Origin of the sequence: Prevotella sp. Sow4_E9_plate, assembly GCF_052116205.1 — a bacterium.
GTDB lineage: Bacteria > Bacteroidota > Bacteroidia > Bacteroidales > Bacteroidaceae > Prevotella.
Genome location: NZ_JBQKLN010000004.1, coordinates 26,508 through 45,325, shown reverse-complemented (window position 1 = coordinate 45,325; position 18,818 = coordinate 26,508). Strand labels below are relative to the sequence as shown.

Below are 18,818 nucleotides of genomic sequence, written 5' to 3'. Positions count from 1 at the left end.
TTGAATTATAAGAAAGGAGCGAGGCGATACTCTACCTTGATGATTTATAGGTAGAATATCGCCTCGTTGCCTTCATTGAAGAGGAGGTCCAGGATGCTCATATTCGGCTGGAAACCGTGCTTCTGCCCGTAGACCTGATAATAGCGCTTGGGAACGAATTCTGCGTCAGGAAGCGGCTTCTTAGGGCGAATAGCATCGCGGAAATCAAATATACTCTGAACTTCTTTACTTTGAACTTTGAGATTTGAACTTTGAACTTTATGATCAGCAATGCTATCAAATTGGCTTTCCCCTTGGCCGCCGAACGTTGTTTCTTCGCTCTTCACTCTTCGTTCTTCACTTAAAATATACTCCTCCGTGATTGAAATCTTGGGACGGATGTCGAGGAGCTCTATCATCTTCTCAGTAGTCTCCATGTTGAAATCGAAGAGGAACTCGTATTTCTTCTCGTAGAAGGGGCGGATGTCGTCCTGATAATACTCGAAGAAAGGGCTCTCGCCATAGGCGGAGAGAAGCGCATTCCAGTGGACGTGGCGCCAGTTGGCGTGGTCGGAGATGCGGATGTCCTTCATCGACAGGGAGATGTCGTGATTGGTGGGAATGGTGAGCGAGAGGGGGCCGCTGGTGGTCGGGATAATCATACGGTTGCGATAGGTTTGCTTGATAAAGCTCTCGTGGCGCTCTATCAGGCATTCATCGTAGCGGTTCAGCTTCTGATACCACTGGATGGGACCGAAATATGTGGAGGAAAGAAGGGCTTTCAATTTACTTTGAACTTTGAGATTTGAACTTTATGATTACTCTTTACGTTTAGAACAGCTTGTAAGCCTTGCCTATCATCTGATGCTTATGCACCACCTGCTGCCCGGTTGGGGTCTTCAGGAGATAGAAGCGGCAATCCTTGCAGCCACAGCGCTTACAGCACACCGTAGGAATGATATACTTCACCGTATCGATGAGAATCGTATCGCCCGGAAGCTTCTCTATCCTACCGATGAAATAAGCCTCTGAGACGAATTTCCGGGGGTTAGGCTGAACTTGATTTCCAGTCTGTCTCTGACCTTTGACCTTGGTTTGATTCTTAGCCGGAGCAAACACGGAATCGGTGAAGACAACTACATCGCCGCGATTGAAAAAATCGCAGTCAATCCTATCCACTATCACCCGAGTGCCTGCTTTCAGCTGCGGAGGAAGACCTCCGGCGGGCACCGTGAAGACAGTGAAAGCAAAGGTTCGCACCGCCCATACCAGGAGCAACGACAAACCTAAAGCTATTAGGAATTTAACTGCGATTTTCAAATCTATCTTTGCTTACTTGATGTTATCTACGAAGTTGAACAGGCGGTTCCAGCGGATGCCTGAGAAGCCTGGATGATCAGGACTGTGGCTCCACCAGATGAAGATAGGCTTGCCCACGATGTGGTCCTCAGGAACGAAGCCCCAGTAGCGGCTGTCGGCTGAGTTGTGGCGGTTATCGCCCATCATCCAGTAGTAGTCGAGCTTGAAGGTGTAGCTCTTCGCCAGCTTGCCGTTGATGAAGATGCGGCCAGCATTGTCTACCTTCAGGTCGTTGCCCTCGTAAACCTTGATGCAACGCTCGTAAACAGGCAGGTTCTTCAGCGTCAGAGCGATGCTCTTGCCCTTCTTCGGAATCCATACAGGACCGTAATTATCGCATGTCCAGCCGGTGTAGGCGTTGAGCGGATACAGGTCGCCGTATCTTGCATCGGTGTTGATGGAGATGCTCTCCACGAGGTTCTTGTCCGCCTTCAGGGCGAGATAAGCCTTCTTGGTGAGTGGAATCACGCCGCTCTGATTATACATCAGGAGGTCTTCGTTGGTGATTCCCAGCTCATCGGCAAGGTCGATAGGGAACTCGCCCTTGAGTTTCATCTTGTAGGTATATTGCACATTATCAGGCTCCTTGTTTGCCTTGCCGTCAAGATAAACGATGCGGTTCTTGATCTGCAGGGTCTGTCCCGGCAAACCAACGCAGCGCTTCACGTAGTTCTCGCGGCGGTCGGTAGGACGGCTGATGATGTCGCCATATTCGCCCGGCATGTTCAGGATGTAGTTTCTACCGGCAGCATACACTTTCTCGAAGTAGTGGCGCTGCTGCAATGGGTTCAGCACGCGGACATCCTGCTGCTGGCCGTTCTGCTCCAGTATCTGGTCGCCAATGGAGTAAACCATCTGATAGTAATCGTTCGCCTGATAGCGCTCCTCGTTGCAGAGGGTGTCGCCGGCAGGATAGTTGAACACTACGATGTCGTTGAGCTTCACGTTGCCCAATCCCTTCACGCGGCGATAATCCCAGTGAGGCCACTCAATGTAGCTCTTCACGTTGACCAGCGGCATAGTGTGCTGGGTTAAAGGCATGGTGAGCGGAGTCTGAGGGATGCGAGGTCCGTAGCTTACCTTGCTCACGAAGAGATAATCGCCCGTGAGGAGACTCTTTTCGAGAGAGGAGGACGGAATAACGTAGTTCTGGAAGAAGAAGAGGTTGATGAAATAAACCGCTACGAGCGCGAACACGAGCGCATCAACCCAGCTCATGATGAAGCGCACAGGGCCTTCTTCATCCTTCCACCACTGCCAGTGAATCTTCTTGGTGATGTAAACGTCGAAGATGAACGGAACCACGATGAGTCCCAGCCAGCTCTCTACCCAAACCAGAAAGAGAAGATAGAGGGCGAGAACTACTACGAACTTCGCCCACTGCACCTTCATATTGAGTTTTTGTTTCTGCTTGTCAATCATATTTATTAGATTTATTAGAACTTAAACAAATCTGAGGTTGTGAGCAAACCGGAATGGTTGGCTGTGAACTCAGCAGCGAGAACAGCTCCGAGAGCAAATCCCTTGCGTGAGTGGGCACTGTGCTCGATGGTAATCATATCAGCATCTGAATCATACATCACGGCGTGGATTCCAGGAACCTCGCCATCGCGTACGCAGTTGATGACCAAATCCTCATCGGTGATGTTTGCATCGCCCTCATCGTGATGACCATCCTCTGTCCAATAAGTAACGCCACGCTTCCAATCTTTCTTTCTGTCGATGTTGTCGATGATTTCCTCGGCAAGCGTGATGGCTGTGCCTGATGGCGCATCGAGCTTGTGCACGTGGTGGGTTTCCTGCATGCAGACAGAGTACTGTGGGAAACCGTTCATGATCTTAGCCAGATAGCGGTTTACGGCAGAGAAGATGGCTACTCCGATGCTGAAGTTAGACGCCCAGAAAAGGGTCTGCTTACCGTCGGCGCAGAGTTTCTCCACGTCTTCCTTATGGTCTTTCATCCAACCTGTAGAACCAGAAACCACCTTCACGTTGTGGGAGAAAGCCTTCAGATAGTTGCCGTAAGCGGCAGTAGGGTTGGTAAACTCGATGGCAACATCGGCAGAGCAGAACTCCGGACTGTCGATATCCTCAGGGTTATTCACGTCAATCTTACATACGATTTCGTGGCCACGCTGCAGGGCGATCTCCTCGATCATGTGTCCCATCTTTCCGTAGCCGATCAAAGCAATTTTCATCTTTATCTAAATTTTATTTGTTTTACTCTAACCGATATTTCCGTATGGCAGGGAGAAGGAGAAAGCTTGCCATTGCGTTTTTGCATCGTCATTCTTCGCCTCCTCAAACCAAACGTTTCGGCAAAAATACAATTTTTTCTTTGAAAAACCTTGAAAAATCCTTGTTATTATAATAATAAATAGAAAATTTTGGTTATTTTTGCAGTGATTTAAGGCTTTTAGCCTCATTTAGTAACTAAAAAAGAGAAAATGATGAGCAAATACATATTCGAGACAAAGATGGAAGTGAGGGATTACGAGTGCGATATTGAGGGCATTGTGAACAACGCCAACTATCTGCACTACATGGAGCATACCCGCCATCTCTTCCTGAAGGAATGCGGCCTCAGCTTTGCCGAAATGCACAACAAGGGCGTGGATGCTGTGGTGGCGAGAATGAACCTGCAGTACAAGATTCCGCTGCAATGCGATGATGAATTCCTCTCGCGTCTGTGGCTGGAGAAGCAGGGCGTGAGATATGTCTTCCATCAGGACATCTTCCGTGCCAGCGACGAGAAGCTCTGCCTCAAGGCAACCGTAGAACTCGTCTGCCTCATCAACGGCAAACTGGGCAACAGCGAGGACTACGACAAGGCATTCGAGAAATACCTCTCTCCTCAGGGTTAACAGGTTAACAGTTAACAGCTGATTTTTCAATACTCCCCTTCCGCACACGAGCGAAGAACTTGCATCCATCAAGGTCAAGCAAAAGAACTTGCGTTCCGAAAGAGGCAATCCTATAAACCATAAAAGCCGAAACAATATGGAGCAACTACTTCACTACGTGTGGAAGCACAAACTCTTCCCACTCTCCCCTCTTACCACCACCGACCAGCGGCAGGTGGAAGTTATCGACCCCGGACTCCACAACCGCAATGCAGGGCCCGACTTCTTCAACGCCAAGCTGAAAATCAACGGAACCCTATGGGTGGGCAACGTGGAGATTCACGACAAGGCGAGCGACTGGTATCTTCATGCTCACGACAAGGACGAAAGATACGACAATGTGATACTGCACGTCTGCGGCATCATCGACCTCGACGCCAAAAACTCGAAGGGCGAACCCCTTGTGCAGATGCAGCTCAACATCCCCGAACACGTACTGAAACACTATCAGGAACTCTTAACCATCGACCAATATCCTCCTTGCTATCAAATCATTCCATCGCTCACCAGGCTCACCATCCACTCGTGGATGAGCGCCCTGCAAACCGAACGGCTCTCGCAGAAAACAGAGGCGATAGAAGAGCGCGTCCGACAATGCAACGGTGATTGGGAGAACGCCTATTTCGTGACCCTGGCGCGCAATTTCGGCTTCGGAATCAATGGCGAAGCCTTCGAGCAGTGGGCGCTGAACCTGCCGCTCAGAGCCGTGGACCATCACCGGGACGACCTCTTCCAGATAGAAGCCATCTTCATGGGGCTGGCGGGACTGCTGGAGCTCAACACCATCCCCGAACACTATCAGAAAGACGCCCTGAACGACGGCTATTTCGCAAGATTGAGGAATGAATATCTCTATCTCTCGCATAAGTTCTCGATGCAGCCGATGGATTACAAGCTGTGGCGATTCCTGAGACTTCGCCCTCAGAACTTCCCTCATATCCGCATCTCGCAGCTTGCCAATCTTTATTACAACCGCCGTGCCAGCCTCAGCCAGCTGCTGGAGGCCACCACGGTGAAAGAGGCGAAGAAGGTGCTTTCTACCAGCGTCACGGAGTATTGGGCAACCCATTATACCTTTGGCAGCACGAGCGTAAAGAACGAGAAACACATCTCCCCTTTCTCGCTCAATCTGCTCATCATCAACACGGTAGTCCCCATCCTCTTCGCCTACGGCAGGCACCGCGGAGAAGAGAAATACTGCGACCGCGCCTTCGACTTCCTGGAGGAGCTGAAGGCCGAGAACAACCACATAGTAAGGATGTGGCAGCAATGCGGCCTGGTGGTGGAAAACGCCGGCGACAGCCAGGCCCTCATCCAGCTGAAGAAGGAATACTGCGACAAGAAGGAATGCCTCCGCTGCCGCATCGGTTACGAATACCTGAAGAGGTAAAGGGGAAAGAAAAAGAAAAGAAAAGAAAAGGAAGGACCGAGGAAAGACCAGGGAAGGACCGAGGAAAGACCAGGGAAGGACCGAGGAAAGACCAGGGAAGGACCGAGGAAAGACCAGGGAAGGACCGAGGAAAGACCAGGGAAGGACCGAGCGATGAAATCGCTCGGAACTGTGGTGCAGAAATAAAGGAGCAGCGTAGCCCCCTCGCGCTCCCGTTCCGAGCGATTCCATCGCTCGGTCCCCCGTGCTCCCTCCTGCTTCTCCATCCTTCCTCCCATCTATAACCCCATAAAAAGATAAAGCTTATGGCTGACCAACAGGAAATATTAAACACCATCCTCCTGACAAGGCTCAACTACTTCAGCCTTGCAGGGATGCTGGAGCTATACAGAAGAACAGGCTCCGCCACGCTCATCATGGAGCATAGAAACGACATCCGAAGCCTTCTCCCAGATGCCTCGGATAAGCTCGTGAATGCCCTCAAGAACTGCGACGAGGCGCGCAAACGCGCAGAAGTAGAACTGGAATACGACATCCGATACGGCATAGAACCGATAACGATGAACGACGACCGCTATCCCCAGCGACTCAAGGATTGTGACGACGCCCCTCTGATGCTCTTCTATAAAGGCAACGCCAACCTCAATCAGCAGCGGGTCATCAACATCATCGGGACTCGCCACTGCACCCCATACGGCGAAGACCTCATCCGCCGCTTCATCTCCGACCTGAAGCAGCTCTCCCCTCGTGTGCTCATCGTGAGCGGCCTGGCCTATGGCGTAGACATCATGGCACACCGACAGGCGCTCGCCTGCGGCTACGAAACCGTGGGCGTACTGGCTCATGGCCTCGATGACCTCTATCCCCGCCAACACAGGGATACGGCAGTGAGAATGATAGAGCAAGGCGGATTGCTCACCGAATTCCTTACCCAGACAAACGCCGATAAGATTAACTTCGTGCGCCGCAACCGCATCGTGGCGGGAATGTCGGATGCCTGCATCCTGATAGAGAGCGCTTCTCATGGCGGCGGTCTCATCACCTGCGGCATTTCGCAATCCTACGGCCGTGACGTCTTCGCCTTCCCAGGCAGAATAGGCGACCACTACAGCGAAGGCTGCAACAACCTGATAAGGGACAACGGCGCCACCCTCATCACCAGCGCCGAGGACTTTGTGAAGGACATGCGCTGGCAAGATGACGCAACCCTGATGAGAGCCAAGCAGCAGGGCATCGAGCGCTGCCTCTTCCCGGAACTATCGCCCGAGGAGGAGCTCATCGTCCAAATCCTCTCCAGGACCAACGACCTGCAGATCAACATCATCAGCGTGAAGTCGAATATCGACATCTCCCGCCTCACCTCCCTCCTCTTCCAGATGGAAATGAAGGGAATCATCCGCACCCTGGCAGGAGGAATGTATCATCTTTTAAAGTGAATCAAAGGAGGAGTTAAGGAGTTAAAGGGAGTTAAGGAGTTAAGACAACAGTTATGAGATACTCATGTTTTTTTGTATATCATGGCAATTTCTCATAAAAAAAGTGTAACTTTGCAGCCGAAATTTTGGAGAAGGAATATCAAGGATTATCATTTTCGAAGCATTTGTCTTAACTCCTTTAACTCCTTAACTCCTTTAACTCCTCATAAAACGATGAAAATAGGTAATATAGAATTTGGGCCTCAGCCCCTCTTCCTCGCTCCGATGGAAGACGTAACGGATATTGGCTTTCGCATGCTCTGCAAGCGATTTGGAGCAGCCATGGTTTATACAGAGTTCGTATCGGCAGAAGCCTTGGTGAGAAGCATCAAGAGTACTGTCAGCAAGCTTACGATAAGCGATGAGGAGCGCCCTGTAGGCATTCAGATTTACGGCAGAACCACCGAGGATATGGTGGAAGCTGCAAAAATCGTAGAACAGGCGAAGCCGGATGTGATTGACATTAACTTCGGCTGCCCGGTGAAGAAGGTTGCCGGAAAGGGTGCGGGAGCCGGAATGCTCCGAAATATCCCGCTGATGCTGGATATTACAAGAGAAGTGGTGAAGGCGGTAAACGTGCCCGTAACCGTGAAGACCCGACTGGGTTGGGATTGCGAAAACCTCATCATCACCGACCTTGCCGAGCAGCTACAGGATTGCGGAATCCAGGCGCTCACCATCCACGGCAGAACCCGAAGCCAGATGTATACGGGCGAAGCTGACTGGAGCCTCATAGGAGAGGTGAAGAACAATCCCCGCATCCATATTCCTATCATCGGCAACGGCGATATTACCACCCCGGAGGAAGCCAAACTTGCCTTTGATCGCTACGGCGTAGATGCGGTGATGATTGGCCGCGCCACCTTCGGAAGGCCATGGATTTTCAAGGAAATCCGTGATTATCTGGATAATACAGGCGCAACTCCATTAACCGTAGATGAGAAGATTGACCTCCTGGAGGAGCAGCTTCGCATCAACGTGGAGCGCATCGACGAGTACAGAGGCATTCTCCACACCCGTCGCCACCTTGCCGCCTCCCCTATCTTCAAGGGCATTCCCGATTTCCGTCAGACGAGAATCGCCATGCTGAGAGCCACGACCGTGGAGGAATTGAAAGAAATATTGAAAGAATGCCGGGAAAGAATCAAGGCGATAGAATAAATTTTTAGGCACGATTATTTTTAGGCACGGATTACACGGATTACGCGGAGGCTTGCGCCATGTGTTTTTTTAGAAATATCCGCGTAATCCGTGTAATCCGTGCCTAAAAATCGGACGAGAAACATCGCCCAGGCAAACAGCTTACTCCATTAGCCACATTCAGAAGTTAACAGGTTAACAGTTAACAGCTGTTTTTCTATACTTCCCCGAGGATGAGGGGGATGACTCCTCATTTTCTGCGGAAGCTTTACTTCTTCAATATCGAAGCACCTTCGAGCAGGGCGAGCGCCTTGTTCTCGTTCTCCTCCATGATTTCGCGCTCTCCCGGGCCTTTGTCATTGATTCCGCAGAGGTGCAGGATGCCATGGATGATGACGCGATGAAGTTCATCATCGTAGGTCTTGCCAAACTGCTCGGCATTGGTGCGGACGGTATCGAGCGAAATCATGATGTCGCCGTTAATCACATCATCCTCATCATAATCGAAGGTGATGACATCGGTATAGTAATCATGACCCAGATACTCGTTGTTCACTTCGAGAATCTTCTCGTCATCTACAAACATATAGCCTATCTCTCCCACCTTGCGGCCATGAGAGGCAGCCACCTTGCGAATCCAGGCACTGGTGTCACGCTTCTTGATCTTTGGCATTTTCACGCCATCTACATTGTATGTTATCATACGCAATTCAATTTAAAATTTATAATTTACAATTAATAATCAGGCTCGCCAAGAGCCCCTTATTAATTATTCATTATTAATTCTACATTATTCATTATTTCGCCTTCGGCAGGAATTCATCTACTTCTCTTCCGAAGAATCTCAATTCCCTAACCAGCGTTGAGCTGATGCTGCTGTATCTTGGGTCGGAAAACAGCAGGATGGTTTCTACGCCGCCCAACTGCCTGTTGATGTCAGCCTGCTCTCGCTCGTACTCGAAATCCTTGGCAGAACGGACACCGCGAACCAGGAACCTGGCTCCCAGGCGATGCGCCAGGTCGATGGTGAGGTCATCGTAGGCAACCACCTCAAGGCGGTGGCCCTTGGATGCATCTTTCGCATCCACCAATTCCGCACATTCCTTCGGGAAAACCTTTCTGATATCTTCTACACGCTTCGAGATTTCCTCGCTGGCGTGCTTCAATTTGCTCATCGCCACTGCAATCACGAGCTTGTCGAACATAGGCAAGGCACGCTCGGCGATGTTCTGATGTCCTATCGTAAATGGGTCGAATGTACCCGTAAATATCCCTATTCTCATCAATCTCTAATCATTAATCACTAATAACTAATCACTAATAACTACTCATTATTCAAACAGGTCACCCTGCATGATGTTGCTTCCATACGGATTCCTGCCCAGATGCTCATAGGCAAGCTTGGTGGCCATTCTGCCTCGTGGCGTGCGCTTGATGAAACCTTCCATGATGAGGAACGGCTCGTAAACCTCCTCTACGGTGCCGCCATCCTCGCCTATTGCCGTGGCGATGGTGCTTACGCCCACCGGACCTCCACGGAACTTGTCGATAATGGTGGTGAGAATCTTATTATCAATCTCATCCAAGCCATACTGGTCGATGTTGAGCGCCTTGAGCGCCATCTGGGCAATCTCGTAGGTAATGGTTCCGTTGCCCTTCACCTGGGCGAAATCACGTACTCTTCGCAATAATGAGTTGGCGATACGAGGGGTTCCACGCGAGCGGCGGGAGATTTCCACTGCCGCCTCATCTTCTATCGGCACCTGCAGGAGCATGGCACTTCGCTTGATAATCTTCTGAAGCGTCTCAGGGTCGTAGTATTCCAGATGCAGATTGATTCCGAAACGGGCACGGAGCGGAGCCGTGAGAAGTCCGCTGCGGGTGGTGGCTCCCACGAGGGTAAACGGATTCAAATCTATCTGGATGCTGCGTGCCGAAGGCCCTTTGTCTATCATGATGTCGATGCGGTAATCCTCCATCGCCGAATAGAGATACTCCTCTACCACTGGCGAAAGGCGGTGGATTTCATCTATGAAGAGCACATCGTTAGGCTCCAGCGAGGTGAGGATACCTGCCAGGTCGCCCGGCTTATCGAGCACAGGGCCTGATGTAATCTTGAATCCTACGCCCAGTTCGTTGGCGATGATGTTGCTCAGCGTAGTCTTACCCAATCCGGGAGGACCGTGCAAGAGGGTATGGTCGAGCGGTTCGCCACGATACTTGGCTGCCTCAACAAAGACTTCGAGATTATCCACCACGCCATTCTGTCCGCTGAAGTCGGAGAACTTCAGTGGGCGCAGCGCCTTCTCGAATTCCTTTTCGGCAGGAGAAACCGTCTCTTGTCTTATATCAAAATCTTCGTTCATTCTATGACTATTATCGATAATATGGGTGCAAAGTTACACATTTGTTGCGGAATTAAAGAAGAAAAGCCGAATTATTTTGTCTCAGATATTGCACAATCCAAGATGATTCGTGCAGATTTGTAAGCTCAAACCAAGAAAAATGTTATAATTTGATATTTAATTATTAAATAATTTGTTTATTCAGTAGAAAAGACGTACTTTTGCACCCAATATTGAAAGAGAGGAAAGAAGGAGGATAGTAAGAGAGATTATATAATAAGAGAGAAATATCAGGATTTTAAAAGAAATAGAATTATGCTTAAGTTATTTCAAGGGCTCAGCAAGCTGCTGGCCAATTACACATCTATCTTCGTGATAGGCGTTGCAGTATTCACATTCTTCTTCCCACATACCTTCGACTGGGTGCGCGGAACTACTCAAACCGTCATTCTCGGCATCATCATGCTCACTATGGGTCTGACCTTGACCACCAACGACTTCAAGATTCTGGCTCAGCGCCCGCTGGATGTCTTCATCGGAGCCTGTGCCCAGTTTATCATCATGCCGGGTGTGGCTTACACCCTGGTTCATGTGTGGCATCTTGACCCAGCCCTGGCACTCGGAATCCTGCTGGTAGGTTGCTGTCCGGGCGGCGTTTCGAGCAACATCATGAGTTATCTCTGCCATGGCGATGTGGCTTTCTCCGTTGGAATGACCTGCGCCTCTACCATTCTTGCACCAGTGATGACTCCGCTGCTGATGAAGATTACGGCAGGCGAGATTATCCATGTAGATGCTGTGGGAATGTTCATCAACATTCTGATAGTTACGATTATCCCTGTGGCCATCGGCTGCGCTTTGAATTATATCTATGGCAAGAAGGATTGCTTCCCTACCATTCAGAGTCTGATGCCGGGCATCAGCGTTACGTGTCTGGCAATCATCGTAGGAGGTGTGATTTCTACGGTTCACGATGACTTGGTGGCTCGTGGCTTATCACTTTTCCTCTGGACTTTTGCAGTGGTTTTCTGCCACAACACGCTGGGTTACTGTCTCGGTTGGCTCGCCGGAAAACTTGCCGGATTCAATACCGCCAAGAAGCGTACCATCAGTATTGAGGTGGGAATGCAGAATGCCGGTCTTGCTACGGTACTTGCGGGCAATTTCTTCGCTGCCCAGCCTCTTGCCGTATTACCTTGCGCCATCAGCTGTGCCTGGCACAGTATTTCGGGCACCATCCTTGCCGGAATCTATCTGAAATGGGATCGCATGCATGAGAAGAAGTAAATGAATTCGGAAAAAGATAAATGCACAATAAAAGGTCGTGAAGTTCTATCAGAAACCTCACGACCTTTTATTATATCATTACCTCACGGGTTACGGGTTAACTGGTTAACAGTTAACAGCCGTTTTTTCTATAGTTACATGAGCAAAGCACCTGAATTGGCTTTCCCTTCGGACGCCGAACGTTGTTTCTTCACTCTTCGTTCTTCACTCTTCACTTAATCTACTTCCCCGTAGTCAGCAGCTGCACGGCTCGCTGAACTATCTCATTGGTCTCGTTCCAAACCTGGAAGTATTGGCTCATATCCCAGATATCTCGCGCTACAAGGGCTTTCAGCTGCACAGCCAGGTATTTCTTCGTCTGAGCCAATTCAGCCTCATCCTTAGGCTCTATCTTCTCCTTCTTGCCCTCTGCAATAATGCCTTCAATGAGCGAAGAAGGAACCTCGTAAGTTGCCAGGAACTTGTTGAAGTCCTTATACTGGCTCTTCAGCTCCTTGCGGTGAGCATCGATAAACTTCAGACTGTGGTTGATGACAATGCTCTTGGCTGCCAGCTGACGGTGCATCTTGGTGTACTTGGTAGTATCCAGCGGAACGAAATAATCAGGCATGATTCCGCCGCCACCATAAACCACACGATGCTTGCGTAAAGTATAATACTTCAAGCTATCTGAAAGATGGATGCTGTCCTGATTGGTAAACTCGCCATGCTTGTAACGGTTGTCGAGATCCATCGCATAATCCAGTCTGTCTCCCTTCTTATAAGGCTTCTGGATGCATCTGCCGCTAGGCGTATAATAATGGGCGATGGTGAGACGAATCTCGCTGCCATCATCGAAGGTAAGCGGGCGCTGCACCAATCCCTTGCCGAAGGTTCTGCGACCTACCACCACGCCACGGTCCTGATCCTGGATGGCTCCGGAAACAATCTCTGCGGCAGAAGCGGTAAACTCGTTGGTAAGCACTACCACCTTGCCCTTGCGCCATCTGCCGTTAGCCTGCGCCTTATACTCCTGACGGGGAGCTGCACGACCGCTGGTATAAACGATGAGATCGCCCTTCTGAAGGAATTCATTGGCTATCTGAGCCGCAGCCTGCAAGTAACCGCCACCATTATCCTCGAGGTCGAAGATAAGGTCTTTCATTCCCTTCTTTTTCAGCGAATCCATCGCTATCGTCACTTCCTTATGACTGGTAAGGCCGAAGCTTCCCAGACGGATGTATCCGATGCCCGGGCGAATCATATAAGCCGCATCCATCGTGGTTACAGGAATCTTGTCACGTTTCACCTTGAAGGTGAGCTTATCCTTGATGCCCCGGCGCACGATAGTAAGATTCACCGTTGTTCCCTTAGGACCGCGAAGGCGTTTCATGATTTCCTCCTTGCTCATCTTGACGCCCGAAATGGCTGTATCATTTACCGCCACGATACGGTCGCCAGCAATGATTCCAACCTTCTCGGAAGGCCCATTCACTACGGGCTGGATGACGAGCAAAGTATCGTCTACCATGTTAAACTGCACGCCAATGCCATCAAAGCTTCCATTCAACGGCTCGTTCATTGCCTTGGTTTCCTTGGCCGTGGCGTAAGAAGAATGAGGGTCCAGCTTCTCGAGCATACCTCGGATGGCGTCCTCTACGAGCTTGTTCTCATCCACACTATCCACATAGAGGTTGGTAATGGCGATTTCCGCCCTACCCAACTTCTCTATCGGGCTGTTCTTGCCCATCTTGATGCGCAGCTGGGCACTGGCAGAAGTTACAGCCAGGAACGCCAGGAGCGCAAATAAAATTATCTTCTTCATTTCCTAAAAACTTAAAGCTTATGAAAGAGAGAAATCCTTCAAGAGTTAACAGGTTAACAGTTAACAGCGCTTTTTTCAATGGTTACCCCTCGAAAGCACTTGAATTCTTCACTCTTCGTTCTTCACTCTTCACTTCACCTAATCCAGCAGTGCTGAGTCTTCCTCCGGAATATCCTCTTCAATCACCAGGTTGTCGATGATGAAGTTCTGACGTTCCATCGTATTCTTACCCATGTAATACTCCAGGAGCTTCTGCACCTGGTCGGTCTTGTGCAGCGTTACCTGCTCCAATCGCATATCCGGACCGATGAAATGGGCAAACTCTTCTGGCGAAATCTCTCCCAATCCCTTGAATCGGGTGATTTCCGGGTCAGGACCCAGCGCCTTGATGGCCTGCTGGCGCTCCTCATCGCTGTAGCAGTAATGCGTAATGAAGTCGCCCTTCTTCTCCTTAGGTCCCAGCTTGGCATCAGCATCCGCTACAGCCTGCTTGTTCTTGATTTTGGTTCGCTTGTTGCGCACTCGGAACAATGGAGTCTGAAGCACGTAAACATGTCCCTTCTTGATGAGATCTGGGAAGAACTGCAGGAAGAAGGTGATGATGAGCAGGCGGATGTGCATTCCGTCAACATCGGCATCGGTAGCCACAATCACCTTATTATATCTCAATCCGTCCAATCCGTCTTCTATATCCAGGGCAGCCTGCAGCAGGTTGAACTCCTCGTTCTCGTAAACCACCTTCTTGGTCAGGCCATAGCAGTTTAATGGCTTTCCTCGCAGCGAGAATACCGCCTGGGTGTTCACGTCACGGCTCTTGGTGATGCTTCCGCTGGCAGAATCACCCTCGGTGATGAAGATGGAACTTGCCTCCTTCTGCTCGTTCTTGGCGTCACTGAAGTGGATGCGGCAATCGCGCAGCTTGCGGTTGTGAAGGTTCGCCTTCTTGGCACGCTCACGCGCCAGTTTGGTTACGCCAGCCATCGCCTTGCGCTCACGCTCGCTCTCCCTGATCTTATTCTCCAGAATCTCAGCCACATCCTTGTGGATATGGAGATAGTTATCTACTTCCTTCTTCAGGAAATCGCCCACATACTTATTGATGGTTTCGCCTCCGTTCGGAGACATTGTGGTACTTCCGAGCTTGATCTTCGTCTGACTCTCAAACACCGGCTCCTCTACGTTCAGTGCAATGGCAGCCACCAGTCCGTTTCGGATGTCGCCATACTCATACTTGCCGTAGAACTCCTTGATGGTTCTGGCGATATGCTCCTTGAAGGCACTCTGATGAGTACCGCCCTGGGTGGTGTGCTGACCATTCACGAAGGAATAGTACTCCTCGCCATACTGATTGGTATGGGTAAAGGCAATCTCGATGTCTTCGCCCTTCATGTGGACAATCTCATAGAGACCCTCGTTGGTCATATTATCGGTCAGGAGATCCTTCAAACCATGACGGCTGAGGATGCGGCGACCATTGTGCATGATGGTGAGTCCGGTGTTCAGATAAGTATAGTTGCGGAGCATCGTCTCCACGAAATCATCGTGGAAAGAATAGTTCTTGAACAGGGTATTATCCGGTTCGAAGAAGATGAAGGTACCATTCTCGTCCTCCGTATCTTCGGTCTTGTCGCTCTGCAGGATACCTTTCTCAAACTTCAGATGGCGCACCTTGCCGTCACGGAATGACTTTACCTCGAAGTGAGAGCTGAGGGCATTCACCGCCTTCACACCCACACCGTTCAGTCCGACACTCTTCTTGAACGCCTTGCTGTCATACTTACCTCCGGTGTTCAGCACGCTTACTGCCTCTACGAGCTTTCCCTGAGGAATACCACGGCCATAGTCGCGCACGCTGACACGCAGATTGTCTTCGATATCAATCTCCAATCTGGCTCCAGCGCCCATCTTGAACTCGTCGATAGAGTTATCTACCACCTCCTTGAGGAGCACGTAGATTCCGTCTTCCGGCAGATTACCGTCACCTAGACGACCGATGTACATACCCGGACGGGTACGCACATGCTCCATATCGCTCAAGTGTCGGATGTTGTCGTCGGTATATTCTACCGGCTGCTGCTCCTGAGGGGCATTGGCAAGCTCATCAGCGGCATTCAAATCGTTATTATTTAAGTTTTTATCTTCTGCCATGATTTCCTCCTTAGTAATTCTTATTTATTTTCTTATAATATAGCAAATGATATTGCAATATTCTGTTTATCAGACAATTCCAAATACAACAATTGCTATTTACTTGATATTCTTAATATAGCAGTTGCGGCGCTTGTGAAGAATTGGAGCCAAGGCGCCCCATTGTCCCTGCACAGCAGCATTATCTTCCATTTCCACCTGTGTTTCTCCCCACTCGATTCCATACTTCTGATAGATAGGAATCAGGTCGGCAAAGAGCAGCGCATTGGCACCCTTTGCACGGTATTCCGGGTGGATACCGATGAGCAGGAGGTCGACAATCTTGGTCTTATGGAACTTGATGGCACGCAACAGATGCCACCAGCCAAAAGGAAACAGCCTGCCCCTATGGCACTTCTGCAGGGCTCTGGAAAGGGAAGGCATCGTAATGCCGATACCTATCATCTTATGATCCTCGGTAGTCCAGTCTTCTATGGCTGTCACAAAGTTCAGGTCGAGCAAAGACAGATACATCTTGATGTACTGGTCTATCTGCTTCTGTGAAAGTTCGGAATAACCATAGAGATGCTTGTATGTATCATTGATGAGGTCGAAAATCTTCTGTCCGAATCCGCCCTCATAAATATCCTTACGGGTAAGTTTGCGGACATGGAGATTGTATCTTTTCTCTATCATCGCCGCTATCTTGGAATATTTCTCCGGGATGGTATCTGGCACCATCAGTTTATACTCTACATACTTATTATCAATGGTAAAACCCTCCAGGGCCTCAATGTGCTCCGGATAATATGAATAATTATAAATGGTAGGCATTGTGCCGAGCTGGTCAAAGCCCCAGGTAAGCATGCCTTCTGGATCCATATCGGTAAAACCCAGCGGACCTACAATATCTTCCATTCCCTTCTCCTTACCATATTTTTCTACAGCATTGAGAAGAGCCTTGGAAACCTCGCGGTCGTCAATGAAATCAATCCAGCCGAAACGGACCGACTTCCTGCCCCATTTATTGTTTGCCTTATGATTGATAATGGCAGCGACGCGACCTGCCAACTTGCCGTCCTTATAGGCAAGATAATACTCAGCTTCGCAGAACTCGAACGCTGCGTTCTTGTCCTTGCTCAGAGTATTCATGTCGTCGCTGAAAAGATTAGGCACATCGTATTCGTTGCCTTCGTAGAGGTCGTAATGGAAGTCGATGAACGTCTTCAAATCCTTCTTGCTTTCGACCTTTTTAATTTCTATTAATGACATGATTTCAAACTAGTTTGCAATATTATAGGATGCAAAAATAGCAATATTTCGCCAAATGACCAAATATTGCTACTTTTTTTGCAGTTTTTTAGGGGTTTATTTTTAATTACAGCCCCCCAAACTAGCCTATATCACCCATTTAGTGGTGGTTTTGGCGGAATATCTTTACCTGATGAGATTGCTTCGTTTCGGAAAAGGAATCTCTTTATTTGACGAGATGTTCGTTCCGGAAAAGGAATCTCTTACTTGATGAGATGCTCCTTGATCCAGACCATCTGCTGGTAATTGGTCTCGCTGGTAGTCCAGTGCTCATTGATTGGCGTGAGCAAGGCTTCCTTCTCACACTTCAGCGTATTCCATACCGCATAACTGGTTGTCGGCGGACAGGTTATGTCGTTGTAGCCCCAGGTAAGATAGGTTGGAACCGTTACCTTGCGGGCAAAGTTTACCACGTCATAATAAGCCATCGTGTTGAGACAATCCTGGTTCTTCAATATCTCATGATATTTATTGAAGTGAGGATAACCGCCCGTTCTTCCCTTCTCGGCATAAGCAGCCATATCGCTGAGCGCAGGATGATTAGCCACGCACTGGGTAACGCGCTTGTCTAAACCAGCTGCGATAATAGCCAAGGCTCCACCCTGGCTTCCGCCCTGCACAGCCACATTCTTACCATCCCACTCTGGCAGAGAGGTCAGGAAGTCGATGCAACGCACCAATCCCAGATAAACATGCTTCATATAATAGCGGTTCTTATCTTCCAATCCGTTAGACAGATATCCGCCGTTTGCATCGTTGAATCCCCTGCTTATCTCCAGGAAAGTTTCAGCAGGGATGCGTGGATCAAGACCATGAATCTCTATCTCGAAGCGGATAAATCCATTCTCGGCATAATACTTATTGCGCATAGGTTCCTTGATGGTTTTGATGCCGGCTCCTGGAGGAGTGAGAACCACAGGATGACCGCCCTGCTTGGCATTCTTTGGATAGAAGAGGTAGCCATACATCGCATGACCCATCTTATCTATCTGAAGCTTAACGAGATAGCAATCTATCTTATCTGTACAATATTCCTTGGCGAGTTCCTTGGTATAGCTCAAAGGAACGTTCTTCAGTTCGTCCTTTGCCTGCTGCCAGAATGCATCAAAATCCTTAGGCTCCTGGGTATAAGGCTGAATTTTATCTACCGAGAATCCTACTTTTATATGATGCTGGTAGGTTTTACCATCGAGCTTATAGAATAATCTCAAATCCCGGAAGCCCGGAGTCTTTCGGGTTCCCATGTTCACGATGGCACGCCCGTTCTTCAGCCTGAAGCTTCCCTGCTTGTCTGCCTTCAGCATGTCATCGCCAATTTCATAGTTCACCTCGCCGTCACGGGGAATTCCATACTTATAGAAACTTACTTCCACCTTAGCCTGCTCGCCCGTCTTGTAGAGCCAGTCGGCATGGTCGGGCACGGTTAGCCAAAGATAATCACTGCGATAGGGATAGTTCTCCGCCTTCACACTTAACACACTCGCCATGTTCATCGCCATGATAAACATGAACGACAGATAGATAGTTCTTAATTTGTTCATAACTTTATAGTTTGTTTTAAATTATAATATGCAATTATCATTATGAGCGCAAAAGTACAACATTCCATTGAGATAACAAAACGATTTCAAGGATATTTTTGTTCAAGATACCCTCAATAGGCATCTTGAACAAACAAATATCCTTCCCGATAGTTTT

Annotated in this window: 16 protein-coding genes; 5 read left to right on the top strand and 11 right to left on the bottom strand. The window is 49.2% G+C overall.

Translation table 11 applies throughout. The features are described from left to right. Positions 1-44: 44 nt before the first annotated feature. Genes ACTQ53_RS02625 through dapB form a run of 4 tightly spaced genes read right to left on the bottom strand, consistent with a single transcriptional unit; the run spans position 45 to position 3,536 of the window. Positions 45-764, bottom strand: a complete 720-nt coding sequence (locus tag ACTQ53_RS02625; RefSeq protein WP_441931913.1) for a WbqC family protein — start codon at positions 762-764, stop codon at positions 45-47. 46 nt (positions 765-810) lie between these two features. Continuing rightward, positions 811-1,299 carry a S26 family signal peptidase gene (locus ACTQ53_RS02620; protein ID WP_441931912.1) on the bottom strand — a complete coding sequence of 163 codons (489 nt, stop codon included), beginning with the start codon at positions 1,297-1,299 and terminating at the stop codon, positions 811-813. 12 nt (positions 1,300-1,311) lie between these two features. Continuing rightward, positions 1,312-2,760, bottom strand: a complete 1,449-nt coding sequence (locus ACTQ53_RS02615) for a S26 family signal peptidase (protein ID WP_441931911.1) — start codon at positions 2,758-2,760, stop codon at positions 1,312-1,314. A gap of 14 nt (positions 2,761-2,774) precedes the next feature. Continuing rightward, positions 2,775-3,536 (bottom strand): 4-hydroxy-tetrahydrodipicolinate reductase, encoded by a 762-nt coding sequence (gene dapB, locus ACTQ53_RS02610; protein WP_119248609.1) that lies wholly within the window; start codon positions 3,534-3,536, stop codon positions 2,775-2,777. Between the two features lie 252 nt (positions 3,537-3,788). Between dapB and ACTQ53_RS02605 the strand changes: the two genes are divergently transcribed. The 4 genes from ACTQ53_RS02605 to dusB all read left to right on the top strand — a co-directional run bounded on the left by ACTQ53_RS02605 (position 3,789) and on the right by dusB (position 8,267). Further along, positions 3,789-4,202, top strand: coding sequence for an acyl-CoA thioesterase (locus ACTQ53_RS02605; protein WP_294972226.1), 414 nt, complete (start codon positions 3,789-3,791; stop codon positions 4,200-4,202). A 136-nt stretch (positions 4,203-4,338) separates the two neighbouring features. Next, complete coding sequence (locus ACTQ53_RS02600; RefSeq protein ID WP_441931910.1) at positions 4,339-5,631, top strand: DUF2851 family protein; 1,293 nt, start codon at positions 4,339-4,341, stop codon at positions 5,629-5,631. A gap of 305 nt (positions 5,632-5,936) precedes the next feature. Then, positions 5,937-7,067 carry a DNA-processing protein DprA gene (gene dprA, locus ACTQ53_RS02595; RefSeq protein WP_294972405.1) on the top strand — a complete coding sequence of 377 codons (1,131 nt, stop codon included), beginning with the start codon at positions 5,937-5,939 and terminating at the stop codon, positions 7,065-7,067. Positions 7,068-7,280: 213 nt separating this feature from the next. Further along, positions 7,281-8,267: a tRNA dihydrouridine synthase DusB gene (dusB, locus tag ACTQ53_RS02590; protein ID WP_441931909.1), complete on the top strand. Its 987-nt coding sequence runs from the start codon at positions 7,281-7,283 to the stop codon at positions 8,265-8,267. 247 nt (positions 8,268-8,514) lie between these two features. Here the strand turns inward: dusB and ybeY are convergent, their stop codons facing one another. From ybeY to ruvB, 3 genes are all read right to left on the bottom strand, one after another. Then, positions 8,515-8,949, bottom strand: a complete 435-nt coding sequence (gene ybeY, locus ACTQ53_RS02585) for an rRNA maturation RNase YbeY (protein ID WP_441931907.1) — start codon at positions 8,947-8,949, stop codon at positions 8,515-8,517. Positions 8,950-9,043: 94 nt separating this feature from the next. After that, positions 9,044-9,529, bottom strand: a complete 486-nt coding sequence (gene coaD, locus ACTQ53_RS02580; RefSeq protein ID WP_441931906.1) for a pantetheine-phosphate adenylyltransferase — start codon at positions 9,527-9,529, stop codon at positions 9,044-9,046. 48 nt (positions 9,530-9,577) lie between these two features. Next, positions 9,578-10,612, bottom strand: a complete 1,035-nt coding sequence (ruvB, locus tag ACTQ53_RS02575) for a Holliday junction branch migration DNA helicase RuvB (RefSeq protein WP_441931905.1) — start codon at positions 10,610-10,612, stop codon at positions 9,578-9,580. 294 nt (positions 10,613-10,906) lie between these two features. On the opposite strand from ruvB, the gene ACTQ53_RS02570 reads away from it, so the two are divergent. Beyond that, positions 10,907-11,878 (top strand): bile acid:sodium symporter family protein, encoded by a 972-nt coding sequence (locus ACTQ53_RS02570; protein WP_153122198.1) that lies wholly within the window; start codon positions 10,907-10,909, stop codon positions 11,876-11,878. 220 nt (positions 11,879-12,098) lie between these two features. Here the strand turns inward: ACTQ53_RS02570 and ACTQ53_RS02565 are convergent, their stop codons facing one another. The 4 genes from ACTQ53_RS02565 to ACTQ53_RS02550 form a co-directional block, all read right to left on the bottom strand. Further along, positions 12,099-13,682 (bottom strand): S41 family peptidase, encoded by a 1,584-nt coding sequence (locus tag ACTQ53_RS02565; protein ID WP_294970603.1) that lies wholly within the window; start codon positions 13,680-13,682, stop codon positions 12,099-12,101. Positions 13,683-13,820: 138 nt separating this feature from the next. After that, entirely contained in the window at positions 13,821-15,830 is a 2,010-nt protein-coding gene (locus ACTQ53_RS02560; protein WP_441931903.1) for a DNA topoisomerase IV subunit B, read from the bottom strand. Positions 15,831-15,929: 99 nt separating this feature from the next. Beyond that, positions 15,930-17,081 carry an N-acetyltransferase gene (locus ACTQ53_RS02555; RefSeq protein ID WP_441931902.1) on the bottom strand — a complete coding sequence of 384 codons (1,152 nt, stop codon included), beginning with the start codon at positions 17,079-17,081 and terminating at the stop codon, positions 15,930-15,932. 242 nt (positions 17,082-17,323) lie between these two features. After that, positions 17,324-18,628 (bottom strand): acetylxylan esterase, encoded by a 1,305-nt coding sequence (locus ACTQ53_RS02550; protein WP_441931961.1) that lies wholly within the window; start codon positions 18,626-18,628, stop codon positions 17,324-17,326. Positions 18,629-18,818: the final 190 nt, after the last annotated feature.

Bases quoted from the DNA above. Each gene is read 5' to 3' on its own strand.
- ACTQ53_RS02555 (WP_441931902.1), bottom strand. From the start codon at position 17,081: ATGTCATTAATAGAAATTAAAAAGGTCGAAAGCAAGAAGGATTTGAAG.
- dprA (WP_294972405.1), top strand. From the start codon at position 5,937: ATGGCTGACCAACAGGAAATATTAAACACCATCCTCCTGACAAGGCTC.
- ACTQ53_RS02565 (WP_294970603.1), bottom strand. From the start codon at position 13,682: ATGAAGAAGATAATTTTATTTGCGCTCCTGGCGTTCCTGGCTGTAACT.
- ACTQ53_RS02570 (WP_153122198.1), top strand. From the start codon at position 10,907: ATGCTTAAGTTATTTCAAGGGCTCAGCAAGCTGCTGGCCAATTACACA.
- dusB (WP_441931909.1), top strand. From the start codon at position 7,281: ATGAAAATAGGTAATATAGAATTTGGGCCTCAGCCCCTCTTCCTCGCT.
- ACTQ53_RS02600 (WP_441931910.1), top strand. From the start codon at position 4,339: ATGGAGCAACTACTTCACTACGTGTGGAAGCACAAACTCTTCCCACTC.
- coaD (WP_441931906.1), bottom strand. From the start codon at position 9,529: ATGAGAATAGGGATATTTACGGGTACATTCGACCCATTTACGATAGGA.
- ybeY (WP_441931907.1), bottom strand. From the start codon at position 8,949: ATGATAACATACAATGTAGATGGCGTGAAAATGCCAAAGATCAAGAAG.
- ACTQ53_RS02605 (WP_294972226.1), top strand. From the start codon at position 3,789: ATGAGCAAATACATATTCGAGACAAAGATGGAAGTGAGGGATTACGAG.
- ruvB (WP_441931905.1), bottom strand. From the start codon at position 10,612: ATGAACGAAGATTTTGATATAAGACAAGAGACGGTTTCTCCTGCCGAA.
- ACTQ53_RS02560 (WP_441931903.1), bottom strand. From the start codon at position 15,830: ATGGCAGAAGATAAAAACTTAAATAATAACGATTTGAATGCCGCTGAT.
- ACTQ53_RS02615 (WP_441931911.1), bottom strand. From the start codon at position 2,760: ATGATTGACAAGCAGAAACAAAAACTCAATATGAAGGTGCAGTGGGCG.
- dapB (WP_119248609.1), bottom strand. From the start codon at position 3,536: ATGAAAATTGCTTTGATCGGCTACGGAAAGATGGGACACATGATCGAG.
- ACTQ53_RS02550 (WP_441931961.1), bottom strand. From the start codon at position 18,628: ATGTTTATCATGGCGATGAACATGGCGAGTGTGTTAAGTGTGAAGGCG.